Origin of the sequence: Bradyrhizobium arachidis (genome assembly GCF_024758505.1) — a bacterium.
In the GTDB taxonomy this organism is placed as follows: domain Bacteria; phylum Pseudomonadota; class Alphaproteobacteria; order Rhizobiales; family Xanthobacteraceae; genus Bradyrhizobium; species Bradyrhizobium manausense_C.
Genome location: NZ_CP077970.1, coordinates 7,277,743 through 7,302,724, shown reverse-complemented (window position 1 = coordinate 7,302,724; position 24,982 = coordinate 7,277,743). Strand labels below are relative to the sequence as shown.

Here is a 24,982-nt window from a genome sequence, read left to right as displayed (position 1 = left end):
ACGCGCGCCCCCGATCGCGGATAGCGGATCGGTCAGGTCTGTTGTCTGCTGTTGGGCGCGAACATGGCAGAAACAAGGGATAATTCAATTCTTTGCAGCGCAGCGGCGGCGATTCCGCTGGCTTTTTTCCGATCGCCGTGCGATCCGCGCATCAGGTCGCAGATTGTGCACTCAATGACGGCCCCAAGGCCCCATTGGATTGCCCAAAATGGTTCCGGAGGGGCCAGCCAGTGGGGGCGGCGCTGTCTCGGCGGTCTTGCCGGAGTCGTTCCACGGGCCCTTGGGCAGCGCGGGCGGGGCGGCTTGCTCGTCGGCCTGCGCGTCCTGCGCATCCTGTTCTTGGGCCTCGTCCGACGGCGGCGGCAGCGGCCCCGGGTCGTGGCCGCCGGCAAACTTGACCAGCGCGTCGACGCGCGAATCCACGGAAGGGTGGGTCGCAAACAGGTCGGCAAAGCCTTCGCGGGGATTGTCGACGCAGAGCTCCATCACCGCGGAGGTCGCGCCCGGCAGTTCGCCGCGGTTCTCGATCTTGCGCAGCGCGGAGATCATCGCGTCGGGGTTCTTGGTCAATTCGACCGAGCCCGCGTCGGCCAAAAATTCGCGCGAGCGGGACAGCGCGAGCTTCACCACCTGCGACATCAGCCAGGCCACCACGATCAGCACCACCGCGATGATGATGACGATGACCGCGCCGCCGCCGGAACTCTTGCTGTCGCTGGAGGAGGATGACGAGCGGGACGACGAGGAGCCTGACGACCACGAGCCGCCAGAGCCCGAGCTCCAGCTGAAATTCGTGAACAGGCGGAAGAACAGTTCGCCGAAGAAGCCGACTACGCCGGCGATGATCACGGCGACGACCATGAGCTGCACGTCGCCGTTCTTGATGTGGGTCAGCTCGTGGCCGAGCACCGCCTCGATCTCCTGGTCGTTCAGCGCGTGCAGGAGACCGGTGGTGACGGTGATGGAATATTGCCGCGGGTTGAGCCCGGTCGCGAACGCGTTCAGCGCCGGGCTCTCCATGATCTTCAGCTTCGGCATGGTGATGCCGCGCGAGATGCAGAGATTTTCAAGCAAATTATAGAGCCGCGGTTCTTCCTGCCGGGTCACGCTGTGGCCGCCGGTGACCGCGTCGATCATCGACTGATGGAAGAAATACGCGACGATGATCCAGACGATCGCCGCGATCGTAGCGATCGGCGCCGCACTCTTCAGGTCTGAGAGCGCGTGCGTCAGGTAGTAGCTGACGCTGCGATTGCTGTTGATGACGACTTCGGCGACCAGCGCGCCTGCATAGACCAGCACGTAGAGCAGCAGGAACAGGCCCGCGAGCAGCAGCATCGAACGGACCTTGTTCGATGCGATATGCGTGTAGAGACCATACGCGGCCATGGCGCGCTGTCCTGCCGGTCAATCCGCGATCAGAACTTGACCTGCGGCGCCGCCTCGACCTCGGTGCGGCTCGCGCCGAGATCGAAGAAGTCCTTGCGGGTGAAGCCGAACATGCCGGCGAACAGCGCGGCGGGCATCTGCTGGATGCCGGTGTTGTATTCCTGGACCGCGTTGTTGAAGAAGCGGCGGCTCGCCGCGATCTTGTTCTCGAGGTCGGAGAGCTCGCTCGCAAGCTGCTGGAAGTTGGCGTTGGCCTTGAGGTCCGGATAGGCCTCCGACAGCGCGATCAGCCGCCCCAGCGCGCCGGAGAGCTGGTTCTCGGCCGCCGACACCTGCGCTGGTCCCTGCGCCGACATCGCCGAATTGCGTGCCTTGATGACGTCATCGAGCGTGCCGCGCTCATGCGAGGCGTAGCCCTTCACCGTCTCGACCAGGTTCGGAACCAGGTCGTGGCGCTGCTTGAGCTGCACGTCGATATCCGCGAAGGCCTGGCCGACGCGCTGGCTCAGCGCGACCAGCCGGTTGTAGGCGCCGAAGGCGAACAGCACGAGGACGACGATAACGCCGAGAACGATCCAGCCGGTCGACATGGAGAACTCCTGATGGGGGAAGAAGGTGGGCAGGGTAACCCAATATGGCGCCGGATGGCACCGGCGCAGGAGGGAGGTATGACTTGGTCGGATGTGGAGCCATCCGAGTTCAAGGGAAAAGGCAGGGATGAGGTTAACTTTCTGCCATGATGGCGGCCGGCGGCTGGTCGCTCCACCATGGTGGCCAATCTTGGGATGCCGAGCAGTGCAGCTACGCGCGATTCTGGGGGCGCGGCGTCGCGTCCAGCGTCACCCAATCGCCCCTTCCACATCGTCCGTCAGTCATCGCGGCCCCACAGCGGGAGGTGCCGGTTCTTTACGTCGCGCCTTGGTATCCCCGTTGCCACGGACAACTCCGTCGCAAGTCTTGAAGCCTCACTCGGGGGGCCTACAGGAATGACCTCTCTTCCACCTCTGAAGTCCAGATACACGCCCAACAATTCGGGACCATCCATGTCGTACGAACCGTGCGGGACGGTACCCAACGCACTGCATTCGTCGAAGGTACAATAGTTGAAGATTTTCCGTCGGAGGTGCGCTGGCCACGGGACCAAGGTGTCCCTCAGGATCGTCAGCCGTCGTGCTTCAAGATCGAGCTCAACAGTCCATCCTGGAGCGAATGTCAGCGATTGCCTGGGAGTAGGGTGCTGCGGGACTGATGCGGGCATCGTGCCGATGGTCAGACCATGTACGCGTTATCAACCTCGGATAGCATGATACTGCAAGATCTCATAGCGGCCCGTAGCTCGGTCGTCGAAGCGATCGCGTTATGTGATGGCGTCGCCCCAGCGCCAGCGCCGCGCATCCGCATAGGCCGCCTTGTCGCGCCGCGGCACCTTTGCCAGCGCGACGCCGTCCTCGGTGCAGAGTTTTGCCGTGATCTCGGCCTTGCCGTTGGCAGGCGGAGCCAGTACGCGCGACCTCTGTGCCGCAACCGGCGTGCGGGTCAGCGCCACGTAGATGAACCGCTCGTCCTCGAACGGCACGTCCGCGCCCTTGATCTGACGGTGGGCCTGCGAGCGCGGAAGGCGCTGGTTGAAATGGCACCAGTCGGGTGGCGTGAGCGGGCAAGGCTTGTCGTGCGGGCAGGGCGCCGCGACATGGGCGCCCGCGGCGATCAGGCGCTCACGCAACGCGAGGATGCGCGCATAGCCCGCCGGCGTGCCGGGCTCGATCACGACGAGCGCGTGGCGCGCCTTCGCCCACATCGCGTCCGCGAGCGCACGCTGATCGCTCTCGCTCAGCTCGCCGATCAGATAACTCGCGACGACGAGATCGGCGGGCGACGCTTCAGTGAGGTTCGTGCCGGCATCGCCGGGCAGATAGCGGCAGTCGGCCAGCCGCGTGCTGTCGTGCGCAAGCTCGAGCGCCAGACGGCTCAATGTGGTGTTGGCGTCGAGCAGCGTGAACGATTCCAGCGAGGGAAACGCCTCTGCGGCGGCCCAGCTCGCCGTGCCCGGCCCGGCGCCGACATCGAGCAGGCTTTCCGGTGCCAGCTCCGGCATGATCTCGATCAGCGCGTTCAGGCTGGCCGCAACGGCCGCGTAGGTCGCGGGCATGCGTGCGAGCGCGTAGGCCAGCGCATCGGCATCGGACTTGATCGCGCCGGAGTTTCCGCCCGCGCGATATCTGTTCGAGATTTGCGACGACCGTTGCGCCGCGTCGGTGCGCGAAAAACCCTGGAGCTTGCCGTCGAGCGCGGCTTTGAGTTCAGCGGGGAGGGTGGGCGGGATCATGACAAACTCTCTCGTCATTCCGGGGCGCGCGTAGCGCGAATCCGGAATCTAGAGCTTGTGGCGCGAGATTCCGGGTTCGATGCTTCGCATCGCCCCGGAATGACGACCAATAATCTCACGCCACGTTCTGGTCCAGGATATCCACGGCCTGCTCCAGATTGACCGAGACGAGCTGCGACACGCCGCGCTCGGCCATGGTGACACCGTACAGCCGGTTCATCCGTGCCATCGTGATCGGATTGTGCGTGATGATGATGAAGCGGGTGTCGGTCGAGGCCGTCATCTCGTTCAGCAGGTTGCAGTAGCGCTCGACATTGTGGTCGTCGAGCGGTGCGTCGACTTCGTCCAGCACGCAGATCGGCGACGGGTTGGTGAGGAACACCGCAAAGATCAGCGCGGTCGCGGTGAGCGCCTGCTCGCCGCCCGAGAGCAGCGACAGCGTCTGCGGCTTCTTGCCCGGCGGCTTTGCGATGATCTCGAGGCCGGCTTCCAGCGGATCCTCGCTCTCGATCAGGTGCAACGCGGCTTCGCCGCCGCCGAACAGTTCGACGAACAGGCGCTTGAAGTGGTCGTTGACCGTCTCGAACGAGGTCAGGAGTCGCTCGCGGGCTTCCTTGTTGAGGCTCTGGATGCCCTGGCGCAGCCGCTTGATGGCTTCGACGAGGTCGTCGCGCTCGGTGGTGAGGCTGGTGTGCTGGGTCTCGACCTCACGCAGCTCCTCCTCGGCGCGCAGGTTCACTGCACCCAGGCGCTCGCGGTCGCGGCGCAGCTTTTCCAGGTCTTCCTCGATTTCGCCCAGCGGCGGCAACTCCGCGCCGGGCTCGATTTCGGCAAGGCCGGCAACGGCCTGCGGCTCGACCTCGAGCATGTCGTGGATCTCGCGCTCGATGTCGACGAGACGGCGCCGCGCGCCCTCCATGCGCTCTTCGGCGCGCGCCGTCGCTTCACGCGCGCTGGACAGTGCCTCGAGCGTCAGCTTTGCAACGCGATCGGTTTCGGCCATCGCCGATTCTGCGGCGACGAGCGCGTCGGCGGCGACACGGCGGTCGTTCTCGGCGTATTCGATCTCGGTGATCAGCGCGCTGCGCTTTTCGGCGAACACGGCCGGCGCGTTTTCGAGGTCGCTGCGCTCGATCGAGACCTCGCTGATGCGGGCCTGGATGGTGTCGATGTGCGAGGCCGCGCTCTCTTTGCGGTTCTGCCACTCGTTGCGCTCGGCGAGGATCGCCTGCACGCGACGGTCGGCAAGCTCGGCTTCGCGGGCCAGCGCCTGCGCCTCGGCGCGGACCTGGGCGGCGAGCCGGCGATGACCCTCGATGTCGCTGCGCACGGCGGCGAGGCGCACTTCGGTGTCTTCGCTCGACGGCAGCTCGGAGATCCCGGCCGCTGCGTATTCATGCGCGGCTTCGGCCTCCGCGCGATCGGCGGCGAGGCGGCTATGGGCTTCCGACAGCGCCGATTTGCGCGCCGCGTGACGGTTGATCTCGCGCTCGGCTGTCGCATGGCGCTCGCGCGCGACGTTGAGCTCGCGCTGCGCGGCCCGCCAGGCTTCGCGCGAAGCGCCTTCGGTGCTGGCCGCCATCTGCAGCTCGGATTCGGCATTCTCGAGCGCTTGACGCTTGATCTGCGCATCGATGCGGGCCTGCTCCAGCTCGTTCTCGATGTCGACGAGGCGGGCGCGTTCGGCGAGGCGCCGCGCCGCGCCGGTCGGCGCATGCGCCGCTGCGACAAAACCGTCCCAGCGCCAGACGTCGCCTTCGCGCGAGACCAGCCGCTGGCCGGTCTTGAGTTGCGAGACCAGTTCGGCGCCGCGCTCGCGCGACACCACGCCGATCTGAGCGAGACGACGGGCGAGCTCGACGGGGGCCTGAACGTGATCGGCGAGCACCTCGACGCCCTCTGGCAGCGCCGGATCGCCATCGGTGACGCCGGCATTGGTCCAGCGCATCGGGGCGGACGGATCGACGGGCGCGTCGAGATCGTCGCCGAGTGCGGCGCCGATCGCCTTTTCATAACCCTTGGCGACCGTGATGCCGTCGATGATCGGCGGCCAGAGATTCTTGGTCTCGCCGTTGACGATCTTGGAGATCGTGCGCGCTTCGGTTTCAAGCCGCTGCACGCGCTTGTCGGCCTCGTTCAGCGGAGAGCGCGAGGATTCCAGCGTCTGGCGGGCCGCGACATGCGCGGCTTCACTGTCTTGCGCGGCAGCTTCGGACGCTGCGAGCGTTTCTTCGGCGGTCTCGACCAGAGCCGCGAGCTCGGTGACGTCGCCAAAGCCACCGGTCTCCTCAGCGAGCTTGCCTTCCTCGGCCGCGACGCCGGCGATCTCCTGATCGAGCCGGGCAAGGCGGTCGCGATGCGTGCGAACGTTGGCTTCCAACTGGTTGCGCTTCGCGGTGAGGTCGGCGAGCGCGGTGGTGAGCTCGGCGAACTGGCCCTCGGCTTCCGCGAGCACCGCTTCGGCTTCGCCAACGCGCTCGTCCACGCCGGAGCGCTTCTCGACCCGCGACTTGATCTCTTCCTTCAGCTCGGCGTCCTCGGCGTCGAGGCGCTCCAGCGCGACGTCGGCATCCCCCGTCTGCTGCTGGGCGCGGGCAATGTCGCCCTCGAACTGGGTCAGCCGGCGCTCGAGCTCGGCGACGCGCTCCTTGGCGCGCTCTTCCTCGCGGTCGAGCAGTTCGCGCGCATTGGTGAGGCGCTGCAGTCCCGCCGCCGCGCGCGCTTCCGCATCGCGCAGCGCCGGCATCTCGGCCGCCCGGATCGCCTGGATACGCGCAGCCTCGGCCTGGTGCTGAGTGCGCTCGGCCATCTCGCGAACGGCGAGATCATGGGTGTGGCCGGAATCGTTGACCTCGGCATGTGCCGCGATCCAGCGCAGGTGGAACAGGGTTGCCTCCGCCTTGCGGACCTTCGCCGCAACTTCGCGGTAGCGCACGGCCTGGCGGGCCTGTTTCTTCAACCCTTCCATCTGGCCGGAGAGCTGGCCGATCACGTCCTCGACGCGGGTGAGGTTGGTTTCGGCGGCCTTCAGGCGCAGCTCCGCCTCGTGGCGGCGGGCATGCAGGCCGGCGACGCCGGCGGCGTCTTCCAGCACGCGGCGGCGCTGCTCGGGTTTGGCCTGGATGATCTCGCCGATCTTGCCCTGGTGGACGAGGGCCGGCGAGCGTGCGCCGGTCGCGGCGTCGGCGAACAGGATCTGCACGTCGCGGGCGCGTACGTCGCGGCCGTTGATGCGATAGACCGAACCCGCCTCGCGCTCGATGCGGCGGGAGATTTCCAGGAGCTGGCTGTCATTCATCGCCGCCGGTGCCGTGCGATCGGCATTGTCGATCGTCATCGTCACTTCGGCGTGGTTGCGCGCGGGGCGATTGCCGGAGCCGGCGAAGATCACGGCGTCCATGTCGGCGGCGCGCAGCGATTTGTACGAGGTCTCGCCCATCGCCCAGCGCAGCGCTTCGACCAGATTCGATTTGCCGCACCCGTTCGGACCGACGACGCCGGTGAGACCGGGTTCGATCACGAAGTCCGTGGGCTCGACGAACGACTTGAAACCATGCAGGCGCAGGCGGGTGATTTTCATGAACACGCTTCTCTGTTGACAGGGCGCGAATCTCCCTGCCGTGACAATACCATAGAAGGCAATGTCGGTGTCTGCTGAGTCGCTTGATACGGCTCATGCGGTGCGACAATGGCCGCGCCGCTGCTCAAGGGCAACCAGCGAAAACCGCTTTTCCCAAGGGAAATGTCGAGGGAATTTCTACGGCTGCGGCCCTGCGAATCAGGACCAGAGCGTGAAGATCAGCTCTTCAACAGCGGATTGATCTTCTTCGCGAATTCGTCGAACGAGGCCTCGCCCTTGATCTTCTCGCCGTTGATGAAGAACGTCGGCGTCGAATCGACCTTCAACACTTCGCTGGCGTACTTCTGGTCGGCCGCGATCTTGTCGAGCAGCGCCTGGTCCTTCAGGCAGGCTTCGACCTGCTGCGGGCTGAGGCCCGCCTGCTTGCCGATCCGGGTCAGCGTCTCCGTGGTGTTCTTCGTCACCCAGTCGTTCTGCGAGCGGAACAGCATGTCGGTGACGGCGAAGTATTTTTGCGCGTCGCCATTGGCGATGCAGCGTGACAGCATCGAGCCGGCGGCCGCCTTGATGTCCAGCGGGAACTCCCGGAAGATGTAACGCACCTTGCCGGTGTCGATGAATTCCTTCTTCAGCTTCGGGAACACCTGCTCGTTAAAGGCCGCGCAATGCGGGCAGGTCATCGAGGCGTATTCGGTGATGGTCACCGCGGCGTTCTCGGGCCCGATCGCCATGTCGGGGAGCGACACCGGCTTCGCCACGTCGGCGGCGGTCTGCGCCATTGCTTCAGAGATGAACCGCAGCGGCGACAACCCGGCCAGCGCGGCAAGGCCGGTCAGCGACAGCATCGTGGTGAAGGCGCGGCGGGTGATGATCAAGGTCGGCTCCCGGAGTGGCGTGGTTCTCGCCCAGATTAGGAAGGATAAGGCGAACGAGGTTCCAAATTGAGGCGAGCCTGTCGCTAGCTTGAAACGCCTTTTGTGGCAATGGCGTGCCGCAAGGACGGGTCCAGTTTGGCCGCGCAAGGCGGCTCAATTTCGCTTGATTGCGGCCCCGAGCCGGGCCAGCGCGTCCCGCAACTGTTCATCTTCGATGCTGCCGAGGGTTTCCGCGACCTTTGCGACCGACTTTGGGTCGGGCGGGCGGGGCCGGACCGGCCGCCTGCTGCGCGACAGGGGGGCCTGGCGAAAGGCTAGCTTGCCGACCGCGCTCCAGCCGAAGAAGCGATTGACCCGCTCCAGGATCACGTCGGAGGAATGCTGGATCTCCAGCGCCATCGGGCCCTCGACCCGCAGCACCAGGGTCGCCGGTTCCTGCGGCTGGCCCTCGACCGGCCGCGGCCATTGCATCTTCAGCGGCTCGGAATGAACTGCGATCTCGGGCCCGGCGATCTCCGCCCACCGCGTCACCAGCTCGCGCGCGGCAAAACCCTGCTTGGCATAGGCCTCCTTGAAGACGTCGTTGAGCAGGAGCGAGAGCGGCTTTGCGCTGATGGGACCGGGTTTGGACATGGTCTACGCCGCTGCGCGGGGCCGGATGGATTTCAGGTCGCGGTCGATCTCGCGTCGCCGCTGCATCAGATCATAGTCCATCTGGAGGCCCAGGAAGAATCCTTCCGAGAGGCCAAAATAGCGAGCCAGCCGGAGGTCTGTATCCGCGGTTATATCGCGCTTGCCCAACACGATCTCGTTGATCCGCCGGGGCGGAACATGGACGGCGCGCGCCAGCGCATTCTGGCTGAGGTCCATCGGCTTCAAAAACTCCTCCAGCAGGATTTCGCCCGGGTGGGGATTGTGGAGCAACCCGTTCCTAGTCGTGGTAGTCGACGATTTCGACATCTCTCGGTCCTCCCTCGTCCCAAATAAAGCAGATGCGCCACTGGTCGTTGATCCGGATCGAATGCTGTCCCTGACGATCGGCCTTGAGTGCCTCGAGACGGTTGCCGGGTGGCACCCTGAGGTCGGTCAGCATACGAGCCTGATTGAGAAGACGGAGCTTGCGCAGTGCGACGTTCTGGATGTCAGGCGGAAGTTTCCGGCTTCGCCGTCCGGACCAGATCAACTCCGTCTCGGCATCGGCGAAATTCTGGATCATGATTGACTATAACGCAAGGCGTTATAGCGTGCAACTGAACGGTGATGCTGGCCACGGGGCGAATCCTCTCCTAGAACAAAGGCATGCCATCGAGGACAGCCATCAAGAAGGAGGTGTCGACAGCGACCACCGCCGCTGCGCGTCCGCTCGCCCTCCTGCAATGGTACGACCGCCACCGTCGCCGCCTGCCGTGGCGGGCGGCGGCCGGCGAGACGCCGGACCCGTACCGCGTCTGGCTGTCGGAGATCATGCTCCAGCAGACGACAGTGAAAGCGGTCGGACCTTATTTCGAAAAATTCGTCGCGCGCTGGCCGGATGTCTCGGCGCTTGGCCGGGCCTCGCAGGATGACGTGCTGCGGATGTGGGCGGGGCTCGGCTATTATTCGCGCGCGCGCAATCTGCACGCCTGCGCGGTCGCGGTTGCGCGCGAGCATGGCGGCATCTTTCCCGACACGGAGGAAGGCTTGCGCGCGCTGCCGGGGATCGGGCCCTACACGGCTGCTGCGATTGCCGCGATCGCGTTCGACCGCCGCACCATGCCGGTCGACGGCAACATCGAGCGGGTGGTATCGCGCTTGTTCGCCGTTGAGGAAGAGCTGCCGCAGTCCAAACCGCTGATCCAGCAATTGGCGGCAACGCTGCTCGCGGATACGCGCGCCGGCGACAGTGCGCAAGCCTTGATGGATCTGGGCTCCTCGATCTGTACGCCGAAGAAGCCGGCCTGCTCGCTGTGTCCGCTCAACGAGGACTGCGCGGCGCGTGCGCTGGGCACGCAGGAGGCCTTTCCGCGCAAGGCGCCGAAGAAGAGCGGAACGCTCCGGCGCGGCGCCGCCTTCGTCGTGACCCGTGGCGACGAACTTTTGGTCCGCTCGCGCCCGGAAAAAGGCCTGCTCGGCGGCATGACCGAGGTGCCGGGCTCGGACTGGCTCGCCGGCCAGGACGATGAGGCGGCGAAGGAACAGGCGCCCGACATCAAGGGGATCGCGCGCTGGCAGCGCAGGGTGGGCGTCGTCACCCACGTCTTCACGCATTTTCCGCTGGAACTGGTAGTCTACACGGCGAAGGTCGAGCATCGCACGCGCGCGCCGGAGGGCATGCGCTGGGTGCCGATTGCGACGCTTGCCGATGAAGCGCTCCCGAACGTCATGCGCAAGGTGATCGCGCACGCACTCGACATCTAGTCACTCCTGACAGCATGCTGGCAGCAGGGCTGCGCTAAGGGGACGCGATGGAGGTTCCCATGGTCAAGACCGCGCTCGACGATTTCAAAACTCCCCCCTGCGCAAAGCTGCTCGGCTGGCGTCTGCTCGATGCCCGGCCGGAGGAGGGCTGGATCAGGCTGGCTTTCGAGGGCAAGCCCGAGTTCTGCAACCCCGCGGGCTTCATCCAGGGCGGCCTGCTCTCCGCCATGCTCGACGACACCATGGGCCCGGCGGTGCTGGTGATGAGCGAGGGCCGGCTCTACACCACCACCATCACCATGACCGTGAATTTTCTCAGCCCCGCAAAACCTGGTCCGCTGATCGCCGAGGCGAAAGTCACTCAGCTCGGCAAGACCATAGCGTTCGTCGAAAGCAAGCTGATGACTGAGGACGGTACCGTGCTCGTCACTGCGACGGCGACCGAGCGGTTGTTGGAGGCAGCGAGGGTAGTACGGTAGGCAACAGTGATGCCGCGCGCTCCTCTTTCCTACTGAAGGGCCTGGCAATGCGTGCTGGCAGGGCGGGTGACGTCACCGCCGCAAATGCCGTCGCAGGATGACGGGCGGCAGCGCGACCACGAGCGCTTGATCTACATCAAGCGCCTTCAGGTGCCTCGTGAAAGCCTTCGACGGGGGTAGGACGTTCAAATGGAGAATAGGTCATGCCTGCCGGCTTCCTTGAGAGCGAACCTCGCGCCTTCAATCCTGTGGATGCTTCTGGGCTCACCAAGGAGGCCCTCGATGGCGCGAACGCGGCCTTGAAAGCATTTGCCACCTGGCGAAACGAGATTGCCGACACAAACCGGAAAAATGGCGAGCTTGTCCTCGACCAAATGGCAGTCGCCGCGAAGAAACTCGGGTGGCCAACGCAGGTCGTCGATGTCGCCCGCACGCAGCTGAAGAGCGTCGGCGAAATCCAAGTTAAGACGATGGACCAGATGATGGACGCCTGGGAAGAGCAGCTCAAATTACCGAACCCGATGACCGCGTCACCATCGGCGATGCTGTCAAAACTAACGTCTTTACCGAGTCTCACAGCAACTCCAACCGCGGCAGCGAACCCAGTCGAAGTGTGGATGGAACTCGCGACGCAGTGGCAACGAAACTGGGTCGACATGTTCGACGCAACCGGCAAGCACCGATAGCGATCGCCGACAGACCGAAGTGAACCAGCTCAAGTGCTTGCGCGCTTCGCATCCTTCGACACGATCGGCGGCTTCGCATTGAGCGCCTCGACCTGGAAGCCTGCGACGCGCTTGTAGTTCGCGGCGATGTCCTCCAGCTCCTTCTGCGACAGCACGTCGGTGACGACCTTGTAGCCGTCGGGCGCGCGCTCCTCGACGAGCTGCATGACCTGCTCGGGACCGTTCTTGCGGTTGAGCAGGACGAGGTCGGTGGTCGCCGGCCGGCGCTCGGCCTCGTAGGCTGCGAGCGCCGCATTCGTCGTCCCATGCGCAAGGATCTCGCGGGTGATGACGCGGGCATCGAGGATCGCCTGCGAGGCGCCGTTCGATCCGATCGGATACATCGGATGCGCGGCATCGCCCATCAGCGTGACGCGGCCAAACGTCCATTGGTTGACGGGATCGCGGTCGACCAGCGGGTATTCGTAGGCGTGCGGGCAGTTCTTGATCAGGCCGGGCACGTCGAGCCAGTCGAACTGCCAGTTCTCAAACCACGGCAGAAACTCTTCGAGCCGCGCCTTGCGGTTATAGTCCTCGCGCCGCCACTGATAGGTCGGCGGCATGTGGCGCTCGGCGACCCAGTTGATGAGGTGGTTGCCGTTCGCATCCGGCTGCTGGCTGATCGGATAGCAGACGAATTTCAGGATCTCGTGGCCGGCCATGATCATGGTGCGGCCGGTGAGGAAGGCCTTTGCCAGCGTCACGCCGCGCCAGAGGATGCGGCCGTTCCAGATCGGCGGCCCTTCCTGCGGATAGAGCTTTTCGCGCGCGGCGGAATGGATGCCGTCGGCGGCGATCAGCAGCGCGCCTTCGTAGGCGCCGGCGGCCTTGCCGGTCGCCTTGTCCACGAACTCGGCGCGCACGCCGTTTTCAGTCTCGCTCCAGCCGGTCAGATGGTGGCTGGTCAAAATGTTGTCGCGGCCGAGCCGCTCGACCGCGGTGTCGAGCAGCAGCTGCTGCAGGATGCCGCGATGGATCGAGAATTGCGGCCATTTGTAGCCGGCCTCGAGCCCGCGCGGCTCGGTCCAGATCGGCTTGCCGTGCTTGGAGAAGTAGGCGAGCTCGCGGGTGCGGACGCCTGATGCATCGAGCTTGTCCATCAGCCCGAGCTCGATCAATTCGCGCACCGCATGCGGCAGCACGTTGATGCCGACGCCGAGCGGTTTCAGCTCCGCCACGCTCTCGAACACTTTTGCGGGAACACCGATTGCGTGCAGGCTGAGCGCCAGCGTCAGTCCGCCAATACCACCACCCGCGATGAGAACAGTCATCTCACTCCCCCATACTCTTGCGGGGGGTCATGACATGGAGAGGTGCAGGGGGCAACTGCGAAGACAGCCGCAGGCCGTTCCGTGCGGACCCTATCGGGGCGCCGGTGCGGCCCCGAAGAAGCCGACGATCTTCACCAACCTGCCGTCGGCGCCGACCTGGCCAAAATCGATCGAGGTGTCGCCGCACGACCCGTCCGCGCGCACCAGGCGCCAGAGGAAGCGGAGCACGTCGTGGTGGACATCGATACCGCTCATGAATTCGAGCCGGGCACCAGGCCTATGGGCCTGCACCTTGGCGATATGACCCGCGAGCGCATCGCGCCCCGCAAGCGAGACGCTGGGATCGACATAGACGCCGTCATCGCTCCAGCACTGTGCGAGCAAGGCCTGTCTGCGTGTCGAGTCGGGCTCGTTCCACGCCGCCATATAGGCGGTCACGACGTCAGCGATTGCATCATGGCCCATGATTGCTCTCCACCGTTGCAGCGCGACTGTCGCAGGGAATTGGCAGCGGGTCACTTACATCCGAGGTAATTGCCCTTCTGACCTGATGGTCTAGATTGCGCCTCCATGAGCGAGCCAACCCAGAATTCGCAGGACGTCGCGAGCGGGCATTTCAGCAGCCTGCTGAAGCATTGGCGCAATGTGCGGCGTCTCACCCAGATCGAGCTCGCGAGCGATGCCAACGTGTCCGCGAGGCACCTGTGCTTCCTGGAGACCGGGCGCTCGCAGCCGAGCCGGGACATGGTGCAGCTCCTCGGCAGCGTCCTCGATTTGCCGCTGGAGGAGCGGAATGCGCTGCACGTCGCGGCCGGTTTCGTGCCGCCCTATGGCGACAAGGGACTGGCAGCGGAAAATTTGCAGCCGGTGCGGCAGGCGCTGGACTTCATGCTGCGGCAGCAGGAGCCGTATCCGGGCATCGTCATCGACGGTCACTGGGACGTCCGCATGCGCAATCGGGGATCGTCGCGGTTGCTCATGCCGTTCCGCGATGCCTTCGACATGGAAGGCGACCTCGGCAACAACGCCATGCATGCCGTCTTTCACCCCGGGGGCCTCAGGCAGTTCATGGTGAACTGGGCGGAGTTCGCGGGGCAGTTGATCCGCATCCTGCATCGCGAAGTCGCGCAAGGCAGCCGCGCGTCGGCAAAACTGCTCGACGAGATCTCGGCCTATCCCGGCGTGTCGGCCGAGTGGCGGCTTCCCGGCCACGCGTCGGCGTCGTCTCCGGTCATGACGATGCAGCTCGCCAAGGGCGACTATCGGCTGTCGTTCTTCTCGACGTTCACGACGCTGGCGATGCCGACGGATGCGGTGCTCCAGCAGATCAAGATTGAATGCTTCTTTCCGGCCGACGAGGCGACCGCCGAGATGGCACGCCAACTCGCCGCTTCAGACACGGGAGACCAGCATGCATTCAGCTACGGTTAGTCATCCATCGACGGTCATGGACGAGCTGCGTGCGATCAACGCCCGCTTCATCCATAATTTCGTGACCAGCGACGTCGCTTCGCACGACGCGCTGCTGCATTCCGACTTCATCAACATCTGGCCGACAGGCCAGCGCTGGGATCGCGCCAGCTATCTGAAATACTGGGCCACCGCGTTCGATCCAAAAGTCATCATCTATTGGGACGTGCGCGACGAGCTCATCACCGTCATCGGCGACGTCGCCCTGGTGCGCTCCACCAACAAGCACATTCGGCGCCGCGACGGCAAGGACGTCACCGGCATGACCATGTACACCGATACATATCTGCGCGAGAACGGCGTCTGGACATGCATCCAGGCGCAGCTCACGGCGGTGGCGCCGGAGCACTATCCCGCTGATGACACGATCGTGAGCGTCTACATCGACGGCAAGCTTCAGCCGCGCGGGCGCTGAAGCGCCGAGGGTAGACGGCGCGCGTCGCCGCCGCTAACGTCCAACTTTCGCACGAGGTCCGACATGTTGAAGCTCTACTACGCCCCCGGCACCTGCGCGCTCGCCTCCCACATCGCCCTGGAAGAGGCCGGCGCCGACTACACGACCGAACGGCTCTACTTCAAGGCCAACCAGCAGAACAGCCCGGAATATCTCGAGATCAACCCGAAGGCGCGCGTGCCGTCGCTGGTGACGAAGCGCGGCGTCCTGACCGAGACCCCGGCGATGCTCGCCTATATCGCGCAGACCTTCCCCAAGGCGAAGCTCGCGCCGTTCGACGACGTCTTTGCCTTTGCCGAGGTGCAGTCGTTCAACTCCTATCTCTGCTCCACCGTGCATGTTGCCCACGCCCACAAGCTGCGCGGCGCGCGCTGGGCGAGCGAGGAAAGCTCCTTTGCCGACATGAAGCGCATGATCCCGAAGACCGTCGGCGGCTGCTTTGCCCTCATCGAGCAGAAGATGTTCAGGGGGCCGTGGGTGATGGGCGAGAGCTACACGATCTGCGATCCCTATCTCTTCACCATCGCGCAATGGCTCGAAGGCGACGGCGTCGACATCAAGGCGACGCCGAAGGTTGCGGACCATTTCAAGCGGATGGCGGAGCGGCCCGCGGTGCGGAAGGTGTTGGATGCGGAGAAGGTCTAACGCAGTCCGGAAAAAGTAGGGTGGGTTAGCGTAGCGTAACCCACCTCTTCTCTCGCGACGACAGAAGTGGTGGGTTACGCCGAGCGGACTGCGCTTCGCGCATCCGCAGGGCTAACCCACCTACGAGGTTCTCTTCTCCAATTCCCGCCCCGTCTCCAGCATCAGCCGCCTGAGCCAGATCGAACCGGGATCCATCTGCGCGCGGGTCGGATAGAACATGAACTGCTCGTCGATGCCCGGGTCGAGCGGTGGTGTCACGGCCGTGAGCGACAGTTGCTTCGCGAGCGCGCCGATCAGCCGCCGCGGCACGAAGGCGACGAGGTCGGTGCGGGCCGCGACGTGCAGTGCTTCGATGTAGCCGGGCACGACCAGCGCGATGTGCCGTTCGACGCCCTTGGCTCGCAGCCAGGTGTCGATCAAATCCTCACTCTGGCCGCGGATGATCACCGCGACGTGGCGTGCTTCGAGGAACGCATCGCGCCGCTTCAGTTTTGCGCCGAGCGGATGGCCGCGCCGCACCGCGAGCGCGTCGCTGTCGGTGTAGAGCGGCTGGCGGTGAAATCCCCTGAAGGCGTTGCCGATCGAGATAACGAGGTCGATGGTGCGGGCGAACTCGGCGTGGAAGATCGCCGGTCCCCGCCACGGCACCACCTCGATGCGGACGTTGGGCGCAAGCCGCGTCACTTTGGCCATCAGCGGCGGCATCAAAAGCTCGACCGCGAGGTCCGGCATCATCAGGCGAAAATGCCGCTCGCTACGCGCGGCGTCGAAGTCATCAGGCACGAACAGGCCGCGGACCTGGTCGAGCGCCTGGGCCAGCGGTGCGCGCAGCGCCTGCGCCCGCGGCGTCAGCTCCATCCGCGCGCCGGTCCGCACCAGGAGCGGATCGCCAAAGATGTCGCGCAGCCGCTGCAGCGCGTGGCTCGCCGCCGGCTGCGACAGGCCTATCCGCAGGGCGGCGCGGCTGACGTTCGCCTCGCGCAGCAGCGCGTCGAGCGCGGTCAGCAAATTGAGGTCAAGCGCATTCAAATTCATCAGGTGAATAGATATCATATTCACTATCGATTGGAAGAATGTTGCTCGCACGACGATGATCCCTTGGCGAACTCACCAACGGAGCAAGAGACATGAGCACTGCAACCAACAAGAAACTGATGCAGGATATCTTTGCCGCCGCTGCCAATCCCGACCCGGCCGCGCGCGACCGCGCGCTGTTCGCGGCAAGCCTCGCCGACGACGCCAGATGGGTCGTGACCGGCCAATATTCCTGGTCGCGCACCTTCGCGGGCAAGGAGTCCATCCTCAACGATTTGCACGGTCACGTCCGCACGCGTCTCGTCGACCGCACACGCACCGTCGCCCACCGCTTCATCGCCGACGGCGACATCGTCGTGGTCGAGGCCAAGGGCGACAACGTCACCAAGGAGGGCGCCCGCTACGACAACGACTACTGCCTGGTGTTCCGGATCGAGGACGGCAAGATCAAGGAGATCAGGGAATATTGCGACTCGATCCTGACCGAGAAGGCGCTCGGGCCGTTTCCGCAAGCGGAGACATCGGCGGTCGCATAAGCTTGTCGTCGTTCCGGGGCGCACTTGCGTGGCCCCGGAACGTGGGTGGCCGATCAAGCCACTTTGGTCGTCATGTGCTTGAACATGTTGCCGCGGGCCTCGTCGTCCATCTCGGCCTTGAAGGTGAACTTGTCCTTCAGCGCGATGGCGCGTGCGGCGGCAGGGCGCGCAGAGATCTCGTCGACCAGCCGCTTGACGTTCGGATACTTGCTAGGTGCATCCTCGCCGAGCACGAAGGCCGCCATGCGGGCCCAGCCCCACAGCGCCATGTCGACGATCGAATAGGCATCGCCGACCATGTAGCGGTTCTTGGCGAGGTGATCGTCGAGCACCTTGTAGTGGCGGTGTCCCTCGAACTGATAGCGATTGTGCGCGTAGTCGTGGTTCTGGTCCTTCGGCGAAAAGTGCCGGAAGTGCACGGCCTGTCCGGAATAGGGGCCGAGGCCGGTGGCGACGAACATCAGCCAGGACAGCGTCTGCCCACGCACGGCGGGGGCGGGCAGGAATTTGCCGGTTGTCTCGGCGAGATAGAGCAGGATGGCGTTGCTATCGAAGACGATCGTGCCGTCGTCGTCGATAGCAGGCACTTTGGCGTTCGGGTTGATCTTGAGGAAGTCGGGGGTGAACTGCTGGCCCCTGCGGGTGTCGATCGCCACTGGCTCGAAGGGCAGGGCGGCCTCTTCCAGATAAAGCGCGACCTTGGTCGGGTTCGGCGATCCGTTGAAGTAGAATTTGAGCATCAAAAAAATCCCCCAGTTCTCGTTTGTCGGACTTTTGGTTGCGGCATCGGCGCCGCGAGGCGTCATCCTCTTGCCCGAATGCAAGCGGCAGGCGCAACCGACGAATTGGTGAAGTGGGTCCTGCGCTACGCGCAGATCAGCCGAAATAGAGGAAGCCGAGGACGGCAGTGATGATCACGGCGATGCCGGCGGCCTCCAGCATCCAGGCGAGCCGCGTCGCCGCATGCAAATCGGAGGCCTGCACGGCGCGTTCCGACCGCTTCGCATAGCCGTGGGTGATGACGTCGAGACTATAGGCGTCGCGCGCCTCGATCCCGCTTGCAAGCCCCGTGCAGATCAGGAGCACGCCGAACAACGCGAGGCCGGCAAAGCCCAGCAGGCCGATCAGCAGCATCGGAAACATGCCGGCGAGGAAGATCGGCAGCAGCGGCAGGAGCAGCAGTGACTCGGACTGGCGTCGCATGGCTCGCCCCATCAAGACGAGAGCTGATCGGGTGAATCTAGTCCTCAGGGCAGTCGCGTTCAAGGTATCGTAGGGTGGGCAAAGCGGAGCGTGCCCACCACTTCTGCATAGGTCGAGGAAGGTGGTGGGCACGGCGCAAGGGCGCCTTTGCCCACCCTACAAGGTCTGAATGATTGGACTATTCTGCTGCCATGCCGGCGCGCCTCCCAGATCGCACACATACGGTGTCCGGCTGCGGGCCGCGTCGAGTGCAAATTGTGTCAGCGCGGCAAAGGAGTATTTACCCTTCCGCGTTCAACAAAAAGTAGCACCTTGTATCAGATACATCTCTTCCATATTGGCATCGGCCTCCTGGAGAGATGAACATGCATCGTGGTCGGAGATTGACCCGCACTATCGTCGGCACGGTTGCGCTGGTGTTCGCCGTTTCGGTTCCCGCGTGGTCGCAGCAGCCGTCGGCCGCGCCGCCGCCCTTGTCGCAAGCTGACCAGACCCTGCTCCCGCAAATCTACGCGGGGATGGATCTCAATCGCTACCTCGACCAGTTGCGGAACCAGTTCGTTCAGCTCGACGCCGACGGCGACGGCAAGCTCACGCAACAGGATGCGGACCTTCATGCATTGATGGAGAAAATCCAGATGCGGACGGTCTCCCTGACCGGCGTGCTGCGCTATGACCTCGATGGCGACGGCGCGGTCACGGAAGACGAGGCGCGCAGGGGCGCGAAATACGACATGAGGGGGCAGCTCGCGCTCTCCAGGCTCAATGCATCCGGGCTTGGGATCGAGGAGCAAATCGAACGGCTCGTCCGTTCGGTCATGGCCCTTGATGCCGACAAGGATGGCAAGGTGACGATCGCGGAAGCGTCCTATACCAGCCGTCCCGACGTGACGCGCGCGTTCGCGGGCGCCGGCCTGTCCGGACGCGCGAGTGATGCGGTGAAGTTGGCGCCATCCGGCGAGCTCTCGCTTGCCGACTACCAGGCGGAGGGCGAGGCGCTGTTCCGCAAGATCGATTCTGACAATGACGGCAAGGTCTCGCAGCAGGAACTGGCGGACTACCGCCGCAAGCCCGAGCCCCCCGACGCAAAAGTCCGTAGCGACGCGGCTGCGGCCGCACAGAAGCGGCTGGCCGAGCAGGCCGAGATTGCTCGAAAGAAGCAAGAGGCACTCGATGCCGAGCGGGCCGCTTGCGCCCTGCCGAAGGCCTCCGATACGGCCAAGGTCGTGCTCTTGAGCGCCTATCAAACCGATGCATTGTCGAGCGTGACCATCGGCTCCCAGGACAATGAGGTGCATGCGGGCCGCGTCGAGATCGAGCCGGGCAGCGAACCGCTCTATGTCGTCATTGCGAGCTACGGTCCGACCATCTGGCAATTCAGCGGGGCGGTTGAACGCGTCGAGCGACTGGTGATGACGAGTTCCCGGACCGGGCCGAACAGCGGCGATGCACGTCAGCCGTCGCTGGTGGGTGCCACCGGAATCCCGCGTGACCGCATCACGTTCTTCTCTCGGTCGAATTGCCTCAGCTATTTCAGTGAGGCGCCGTCGAGTGCGTCGCTGCAAGCCTCCGGCGTCGTCAACAATGCAACGGGCAAACGGCCAGATGTGGTCGCGACGAAATATTCGGTCGCGAGCTTCAGCATCCCGTCGGGCAAGATCGCATCAGTCGGGGACCAACGGCAGCCGCTCATCATTCAGAAGAGCCAGGGGACGCTCAACATCATCGGCAATCTCAGCAACGTCATCGTCCAGGCCGGGCCGAGCCGGGCCCGTGACGAGATGGAACGCTTCTACCCGGGAGGCGTGATCGAGATAGATCCCAACGCCGTCGTCGCCAGCGCTCCGGTTGCTGCCTATGAGGTGTTGCCATCGCAGGCGGGTCTCGTTCAGTTGCTGGCCAAGGGCCTGCTGACCCAGAACCGCAGCGGCGAATATATCGTGCGCCAGAAGATACGATTTCCGGCGGGTCTCGCTGGAGCGCACTCGGCCACGTTCCTGGTCATGAGGGGGGCGCCGTATCCCGACGGCGATCCCGGCCATTCCTGCGTCGTCCTGGAAGAGACGGGCGAACGCAAGGGCGGCGGAGCATGCCGCTGATCGCGGTTCTCATCGCGGTTCTCTTGGAACAATGAACATGCTTGGTTGTCGGGGTGTGTGTCGAGCCATCGCCGGCACGGTCGCGTTGGCGTGCGCGGTCTCGGCGCCTGTCCGGTCGCAGCCGTCCGCGTCACCGACCTCGTCGCCCGCCGCTCAGATCCAGCAGGCGAGCGATGGCGAGCAGGCGGCTTGTGCCATGCCAAAGGCGTCCGACGTGGCCGAGGTCGCGCTCTTGGGCTCCTATCAGACGGATGCGTTGTCCGGCGTAACCATCGGCTCACAGGATAATCACATCTTTGCTGGCCGCGTCGTGGTCGAGCCGGGAAGCAATCCGCTTTACGTTGTGATTACGAGTCACGGTCCGGCAATCTGGCAATTCAGCGGAGCGGTCGACAGGATCGAGCGGGTCGTGCTGGCGAGCGCAACCACCGGTCCGAACAGCGAAGATGCGGAGCAACCTCCGCTGGTCGGTGCCACCGGCGTTTCGCGTGACCGCATCACATTCCTCGCCCGATCGGACTGCCTCACCTACTTCACCGAAGCGCCGTCGAGCGGGTCGCTCCAGAGCGCGGCCACCGTTCGGAATGCGACAGGCAAACTGCCGCAATCGGTCGCAACGATGTACTCGGTCGGCAGCTACAGCATCCCGTCCGGCAAGACTGACAGCAAGAGCAATCAGCAGTCGCTGCTCCAACAGAAATTCCTGGGCAGGCTCACGATCTTGCGCGATCCCGGCAAGGTCACCAATTGGGCCACACTGGGCTCGGCACGTGACGAGATGGAGCGGTTCTTTCCGGGTGGCGTGATTGAGATGGACGCTTCGACCGTCGTTGCGAGCGCGCCCGCAGCGAAGTACGAGGTGCTTCCATCGCGAGCCGGTCTCGTGCAACTGCTGGAGAAGGGCTTGCTGACCGAGACGCGACCTGAGGATTTCAATGTTCTTGGAAAGATACGTTTTCCGGCCGGTCTCTACAGCGCGCTGAACGCGACGTTTCGCGTCGCGAAGGGTGTGCCTTATCCCGATGGCGATCCCGGCGATTCCTGCGTCATCGTCGAGGAGACCGGGGAAAGAGGGCCAAACTGCCGGCAGCGCTAACCGTGCGCCTATTCCGCCCCCATGCCGGCGCGGATCTCCGCGCGCAGCTCGTCGATCAGCTTGAGGCCCTTCTTGGTCTCGACGTGCCAGTAGGTCCAGCCGTTGCAGGCGGCCGAGCCTTGCGCCACCGCGCCGATGCGGTGGATCGAGCCGACCTTGTCGCCCAGCATGATGGCGCCGTCGGCGCGAACCAGCGCGCCGAGCTTCTTCTTGGCGTCGAACAGCTTTGTGCCCGGCATGATCATGCCGCGTTCGATCAGCTCGGAGAACGCGACGCGCGGCGCTTCGCGCGCGGTCATGAACGGAGCGAGGCTCTCGTCCGGCAGCGGTTCGACCGCCGCGATGCGCTCTTCGGCCGCCTTCGCGTAGACCCGCTCACGCTCGAAACCGATATAGGAGCGGCCGAGACGTTTTGCGACCGCGCCGGTCGTGCCGGTGCCGTTGAAGGGATCGATCACGAGGTCGCCGGGCTTTGACGACGACAGCAGCACCCGCGCGAGCAGGCCTTCCGGCTTCTGGGTCGGATGAACCTTCTTGCCGTCTGCACCCTTGAGGCGTTCATCGCCGGTGCACAGCGGGATCAGCCAGTCGGAACGTGCCTGCACGTCCTCGTTGGCCGCCTTCAGCGTTTCGTAATTGAAGGTGTAGCCCTTGGCTTTTTCGTCACGCGCGGCCCAGATCATGGTTTCATGCGCGTTGGTGAAACGGCGGCCGCGGAAATTCGGCATCGGATTCGACTTGCGCCACACGATATCGTTCAGGAGCCAGAAGCCGAGGTCCTGCATGATCGCGCCGACGCGGAAGATATTGTGATAGGAGCCGATCACCCAGATCGTGGCGGACGGTTTCATCACGCGGCGGCAGGCGAGCAGCCAGGCGCGGGTGAAATCGTCATACGCCGAGAACGAATCGAACTTGTCCCAGGCGTCGTTGACGGCATCGACATGGGATTCGTCGGGGCGCTTGAGATCGCCCTTGAGCTGGAGGTTGTAGGGCGGATCTGCGAACACCAGATCGACCGTACCGGCCTGAAGCTTCGACATCTCGGCGACGCAATCGCCGACGACGATGCTGTGCGAGGCGGACTCAAAATTTGTGCGGGGCGCCCTTGCAGACGCCCCGCGACGCGACACTACCATGACTCAAGAACTCTGACTCAGGCGACGCTGTCGGCGACGCGGGACCAAACAACCGACTGGCCGTTACATTGACCCGGCAAAGTAAAAATCGACTTAATTCATCAACTTGCCGGTGAGGTTGTGCGCGCGTGCTCGCGCGCACAAGATTGTGCGCATCCTCTGTATTTTAAGGCATATGGCGCGGTCGATGCTTCGTGGAGGCCGGTTGCGCCGCCAGATTCATGCGGAAAATATTGCAGCATCGCAGGAAAAAATTGCTGCCACCGACAAGTCGCCGCACTAGGCAATTTTTGCCGACCGGGATATTGATTAACGGAATGGAAATTTTACGTGTGTGGCGCGTTAAGTGTTTTTGCGCCGAGCGCGTAGCCCGGGCCGCCTTGCGTGCCCGGAATGGAATTTGAGAGGGGAAGCCCGCCATGCGTTACGACGATTTCCGCCGCAGCGACGATATCGAGGATCGTCGCGATGATGGTGGCGGCGGCATGGGAGGCGGTGGCGGTTTCGGCATTCCGATGGGCGGCGGCGGGCTCGGCATCGGCACCATCATCGTGCTTGGCCTGCTCGGCTACGCCTTCGGCATCGATCCGCGTATCCTGATCGGCGGCGCCGAGATCCTCACCGGCGGCGGACAGGCGCCGAGCTACCAGACCGATCGCCAGGCGTCGGGGGGGCAGGTCAAGCGCGGCGCGCCCACCGACGAGATGGGCAGCATGATCTCAGGCATCCTCGGCGAGATCGACGATCGCTGGAGCGAGATCTTCCAGGCCAGCGGCCAGAACTATACCGGGCCGAAGATCGTATTGTTCCGCAACGCCACCAATGGCGGGCGCTGCGGCATGGCGCAGTCGGCGATGGGGCCGTTCTATTGTCCGCCTGACAAGACCATCTTCCTCGACACCGGTTTCTTCCGCGAGGTCGAGACGCGTTTTCGCGGCTGCTCCGGCAAGTCCGCGTGTAACTTCACGACCGCCTACATCATCGCGCATGAAGCCGGCCATCACATCCAGAACCTGCTCGGCATCATCCCGCGCGTGACGCGGCTGCAGCAGCAGGCCGGCAGCAAGGCCGAGTCCAACGCCTTGCAGGTGAGGGTGGAGCTTCAGGCCGACTGCCTGTCCGGCGTCTGGGTCAATCGCGAGGAGAAGAAGCGTCCGGGCTTTCTCGAGCCCGGCGACATCGACGCCGCGCTGCGGACTGCAACCGCGATCGGCGACGACACGCTGCAGCGCCAGGCGACCGGGCGCGTTGTGCCCGATTCCTTCACGCACGGCTCGGCCGAGCAGCGCAAGCGCTGGTTCATGACCGGCTATCAGCAGGGCACGGTGCAGGCCTGCAACACGTTTGGCAACGGGTCGCTGTAGTTGGTCGTAGCGTCATCCTGAGGCGCTCGCCCTTGCGAGCCTCGAAGGATGACGAGCCCCCGGCCCATCCTTCGAGGCGCGCTTAGTGCGCGCACCTCAGGATGACGTCGGAGGATGGGCAAGGAGGACTGAGGTCGTGGCGTCCACCAACGAGTCAAAACAATTCATCCCGCTCAACATCGCGGTGCTGACGGTCTCCGACACCCGCGCGCTCGCCGACGACAAGTCCGGCCAGACGCTCGCGGACCGCATCGTCGAGGCCGGGCATCATCTCGCCGCGCGCGAGATCGTCACCGACGATGTCGAGGCGATCAGAGCCGTCATCCGTCGCTGGATCGCGGATGCCGGCATCGACGCGGTGGTCACCACCGGCGGCACCGGTTTTACCGGGCGCGACGTCACGCCGGAAGCGATCGAGCCGCTGTTCGAAAAGCGCATGGACGGTTTTTCGATCGCCTTCCACATGATGAGCCACGCCAAGATCGGCACCTCGACGATCCAGAGCCGCGCCACCGCCGGCGTCGCGGGCGCCACCTACATCTTCTGCCTGCCCGGCTCCCCCGGAGCCTGCCGCGACGGCTGGGACGGCATCCTAAAACCCCAGCTCGACTACCGCACGCGCCCCTGCAATTTCGTCGAGATCATGCCGCGGTTGGACGAGCATTTGCGGAGGCCGAAGGCGCAGGGCGCGACGGTTTGACTTACCCTGCCCTGGAGGGGGAGGGTCGGCTCACATAGAGCGCAGCGAAATGTGAGACGGGGTGGGGTGACGGTCCCTCCGCGTCGAACGGTGCCCGTGTGGAGAGATCACCCCACCCCGCTCGCGCTGCGCGCGATCGACCCTCCCCCTTCAGGGGAGGGTAAGAACGGCGCGCATCTTGGACTGCGTCACGCACTCC

Annotated in this window: 25 protein-coding genes; 11 read left to right on the top strand and 14 right to left on the bottom strand. The window is 64.6% G+C overall.

The features are described 5' to 3' along the window. Window positions 1-171 precede the first annotated feature (171 nt). The 8 genes from KUF59_RS34000 to KUF59_RS33965 form a co-directional block, all read right to left on the bottom strand. The gene (locus KUF59_RS34000; protein WP_258767617.1) at window positions 172-1,389 is read right to left on the bottom strand and encodes a M48 family metallopeptidase; all 1,218 of its coding nucleotides are present in this window, start codon (window positions 1,387-1,389) and stop codon (window positions 172-174) included. 29 nt (window positions 1,390-1,418) lie between these two features. Further along, window positions 1,419-1,979, bottom strand: coding sequence for a LemA family protein (locus tag KUF59_RS33995; protein WP_258767616.1), 561 nt, complete (start codon window positions 1,977-1,979; stop codon window positions 1,419-1,421). 767 nt (window positions 1,980-2,746) lie between these two features. Beyond that, window positions 2,747-3,715 (bottom strand): small ribosomal subunit Rsm22 family protein, encoded by a 969-nt coding sequence (locus KUF59_RS33990; protein ID WP_258767615.1) that lies wholly within the window; start codon window positions 3,713-3,715, stop codon window positions 2,747-2,749. Between the two features lie 115 nt (window positions 3,716-3,830). Further along, entirely contained in the window at window positions 3,831-7,295 is a 3,465-nt protein-coding gene (smc, locus tag KUF59_RS33985; protein WP_258767614.1) for a chromosome segregation protein SMC, read from the bottom strand. A 218-nt stretch (window positions 7,296-7,513) separates the two neighbouring features. Beyond that, complete coding sequence (locus tag KUF59_RS33980) at window positions 7,514-8,170, bottom strand: DsbA family protein (protein WP_212458888.1); 657 nt, start codon at window positions 8,168-8,170, stop codon at window positions 7,514-7,516. Between the two features lie 153 nt (window positions 8,171-8,323). Further along, the gene (locus KUF59_RS33975; RefSeq protein ID WP_212458887.1) at window positions 8,324-8,803 is read right to left on the bottom strand and encodes a DUF721 domain-containing protein; all 480 of its coding nucleotides are present in this window, start codon (window positions 8,801-8,803) and stop codon (window positions 8,324-8,326) included. Between the two features lie 3 nt (window positions 8,804-8,806). After that, window positions 8,807-9,130, bottom strand: a complete 324-nt coding sequence (locus KUF59_RS33970) for a HigA family addiction module antitoxin (RefSeq protein ID WP_212458886.1) — start codon at window positions 9,128-9,130, stop codon at window positions 8,807-8,809. Next, window positions 9,102-9,386: a type II toxin-antitoxin system RelE/ParE family toxin gene (locus KUF59_RS33965; protein ID WP_258767613.1), complete on the bottom strand. Its 285-nt coding sequence runs from the start codon at window positions 9,384-9,386 to the stop codon at window positions 9,102-9,104. The genes KUF59_RS33970 and KUF59_RS33965 overlap by 29 nt, the downstream gene beginning before the upstream one ends. Before the next feature lie 83 nt (window positions 9,387-9,469). On the opposite strand from KUF59_RS33965, the gene mutY reads away from it, so the two are divergent. The 3 genes from mutY to KUF59_RS33950 all read left to right on the top strand — a co-directional run bounded on the left by mutY (window position 9,470) and on the right by KUF59_RS33950 (window position 11,732). After that, on the top strand, window positions 9,470-10,567 hold the full coding sequence (gene mutY / locus KUF59_RS33960) for an A/G-specific adenine glycosylase (RefSeq protein ID WP_258767612.1): 1,098 nt from the start codon (window positions 9,470-9,472) through the stop codon (window positions 10,565-10,567). Window positions 10,568-10,626: 59 nt separating this feature from the next. Further along, a complete protein-coding gene (locus KUF59_RS33955) occupies window positions 10,627-11,046 on the top strand; it encodes a PaaI family thioesterase (RefSeq protein WP_258767611.1) in 420 nt (139 codons plus the stop codon). A 203-nt stretch (window positions 11,047-11,249) separates the two neighbouring features. Continuing rightward, window positions 11,250-11,732 carry a hypothetical protein gene (locus KUF59_RS33950; RefSeq protein WP_212458882.1) on the top strand — a complete coding sequence of 161 codons (483 nt, stop codon included), beginning with the start codon at window positions 11,250-11,252 and terminating at the stop codon, window positions 11,730-11,732. Between the two features lie 29 nt (window positions 11,733-11,761). Here KUF59_RS33950 and KUF59_RS33945 read toward each other — a convergent pair whose 3' ends face one another. After that, window positions 11,762-13,042: a flavin-dependent oxidoreductase gene (locus KUF59_RS33945; RefSeq protein ID WP_258767610.1), complete on the bottom strand. Its 1,281-nt coding sequence runs from the start codon at window positions 13,040-13,042 to the stop codon at window positions 11,762-11,764. A gap of 90 nt (window positions 13,043-13,132) precedes the next feature. Beyond that, a complete protein-coding gene (locus KUF59_RS33940; RefSeq protein WP_258767609.1) occupies window positions 13,133-13,507 on the bottom strand; it encodes a nuclear transport factor 2 family protein in 375 nt (124 codons plus the stop codon). A gap of 105 nt (window positions 13,508-13,612) precedes the next feature. Here KUF59_RS33940 and KUF59_RS33935 point away from each other — a divergent pair, with 105 nt between their 5' ends. The 3 genes from KUF59_RS33935 to KUF59_RS33925 all read left to right on the top strand — a co-directional run bounded on the left by KUF59_RS33935 (window position 13,613) and on the right by KUF59_RS33925 (window position 15,611). Beyond that, the gene (locus KUF59_RS33935) at window positions 13,613-14,473 is read left to right on the top strand and encodes a helix-turn-helix domain-containing protein (RefSeq protein ID WP_258767608.1); all 861 of its coding nucleotides are present in this window, start codon (window positions 13,613-13,615) and stop codon (window positions 14,471-14,473) included. Continuing rightward, window positions 14,454-14,927: a nuclear transport factor 2 family protein gene (locus KUF59_RS33930; RefSeq protein WP_258767607.1), complete on the top strand. Its 474-nt coding sequence runs from the start codon at window positions 14,454-14,456 to the stop codon at window positions 14,925-14,927. Before KUF59_RS33935 ends, KUF59_RS33930 begins: the two co-directional genes overlap by 20 nt. A 63-nt stretch (window positions 14,928-14,990) precedes the next feature. Further along, the gene (locus tag KUF59_RS33925; protein WP_258767606.1) at window positions 14,991-15,611 is read left to right on the top strand and encodes a glutathione S-transferase family protein; all 621 of its coding nucleotides are present in this window, start codon (window positions 14,991-14,993) and stop codon (window positions 15,609-15,611) included. A gap of 120 nt (window positions 15,612-15,731) precedes the next feature. On the opposite strand, the gene KUF59_RS33920 is transcribed toward KUF59_RS33925, so the two are convergent. After that, complete coding sequence (locus KUF59_RS33920; protein WP_212458956.1) at window positions 15,732-16,646, bottom strand: LysR family transcriptional regulator; 915 nt, start codon at window positions 16,644-16,646, stop codon at window positions 15,732-15,734. Window positions 16,647-16,738: 92 nt separating this feature from the next. Between KUF59_RS33920 and KUF59_RS33915 the strand changes: the two genes are divergently transcribed. Further along, window positions 16,739-17,182 carry a nuclear transport factor 2 family protein gene (locus KUF59_RS33915; RefSeq protein WP_258767605.1) on the top strand — a complete coding sequence of 148 codons (444 nt, stop codon included), beginning with the start codon at window positions 16,739-16,741 and terminating at the stop codon, window positions 17,180-17,182. Between the two features lie 53 nt (window positions 17,183-17,235). Here KUF59_RS33915 and KUF59_RS33910 read toward each other — a convergent pair whose 3' ends face one another. Both KUF59_RS33910 and KUF59_RS33905 read right to left on the bottom strand, forming a co-directional pair. Continuing rightward, on the bottom strand, window positions 17,236-17,922 hold the full coding sequence (locus tag KUF59_RS33910) for a glutathione S-transferase family protein (protein ID WP_258767604.1): 687 nt from the start codon (window positions 17,920-17,922) through the stop codon (window positions 17,236-17,238). A gap of 136 nt (window positions 17,923-18,058) precedes the next feature. Next, window positions 18,059-18,385 carry a hypothetical protein gene (locus KUF59_RS33905; protein WP_258767603.1) on the bottom strand — a complete coding sequence of 109 codons (327 nt, stop codon included), beginning with the start codon at window positions 18,383-18,385 and terminating at the stop codon, window positions 18,059-18,061. Between the two features lie 365 nt (window positions 18,386-18,750). On the opposite strand from KUF59_RS33905, the gene KUF59_RS33900 reads away from it, so the two are divergent. Both KUF59_RS33900 and KUF59_RS33895 read left to right on the top strand, forming a co-directional pair. Continuing rightward, on the top strand, window positions 18,751-20,484 hold the full coding sequence (locus KUF59_RS33900; RefSeq protein WP_258767602.1) for an EF-hand domain-containing protein: 1,734 nt from the start codon (window positions 18,751-18,753) through the stop codon (window positions 20,482-20,484). 196 nt (window positions 20,485-20,680) lie between these two features. Further along, a complete protein-coding gene (locus KUF59_RS33895) occupies window positions 20,681-21,580 on the top strand; it encodes a hypothetical protein (RefSeq protein WP_258767601.1) in 900 nt (299 codons plus the stop codon). 8 nt (window positions 21,581-21,588) lie between these two features. On the opposite strand, the gene KUF59_RS33890 is transcribed toward KUF59_RS33895, so the two are convergent. Continuing rightward, window positions 21,589-22,719, bottom strand: a complete 1,131-nt coding sequence (locus KUF59_RS33890; RefSeq protein WP_258767600.1) for a site-specific DNA-methyltransferase — start codon at window positions 22,717-22,719, stop codon at window positions 21,589-21,591. 419 nt (window positions 22,720-23,138) lie between these two features. On the opposite strand from KUF59_RS33890, the gene ypfJ reads away from it, so the two are divergent. Together ypfJ and moaB are read left to right on the top strand one after the other, a co-directional pair. Continuing rightward, a complete protein-coding gene (gene ypfJ, locus KUF59_RS33885) occupies window positions 23,139-24,083 on the top strand; it encodes a KPN_02809 family neutral zinc metallopeptidase (RefSeq protein ID WP_258767599.1) in 945 nt (314 codons plus the stop codon). Window positions 24,084-24,219: 136 nt separating this feature from the next. Then, complete coding sequence (gene moaB / locus KUF59_RS33880) at window positions 24,220-24,783, top strand: molybdenum cofactor biosynthesis protein B (RefSeq protein WP_212458871.1); 564 nt, start codon at window positions 24,220-24,222, stop codon at window positions 24,781-24,783. Window positions 24,784-24,982: the final 199 nt, after the last annotated feature.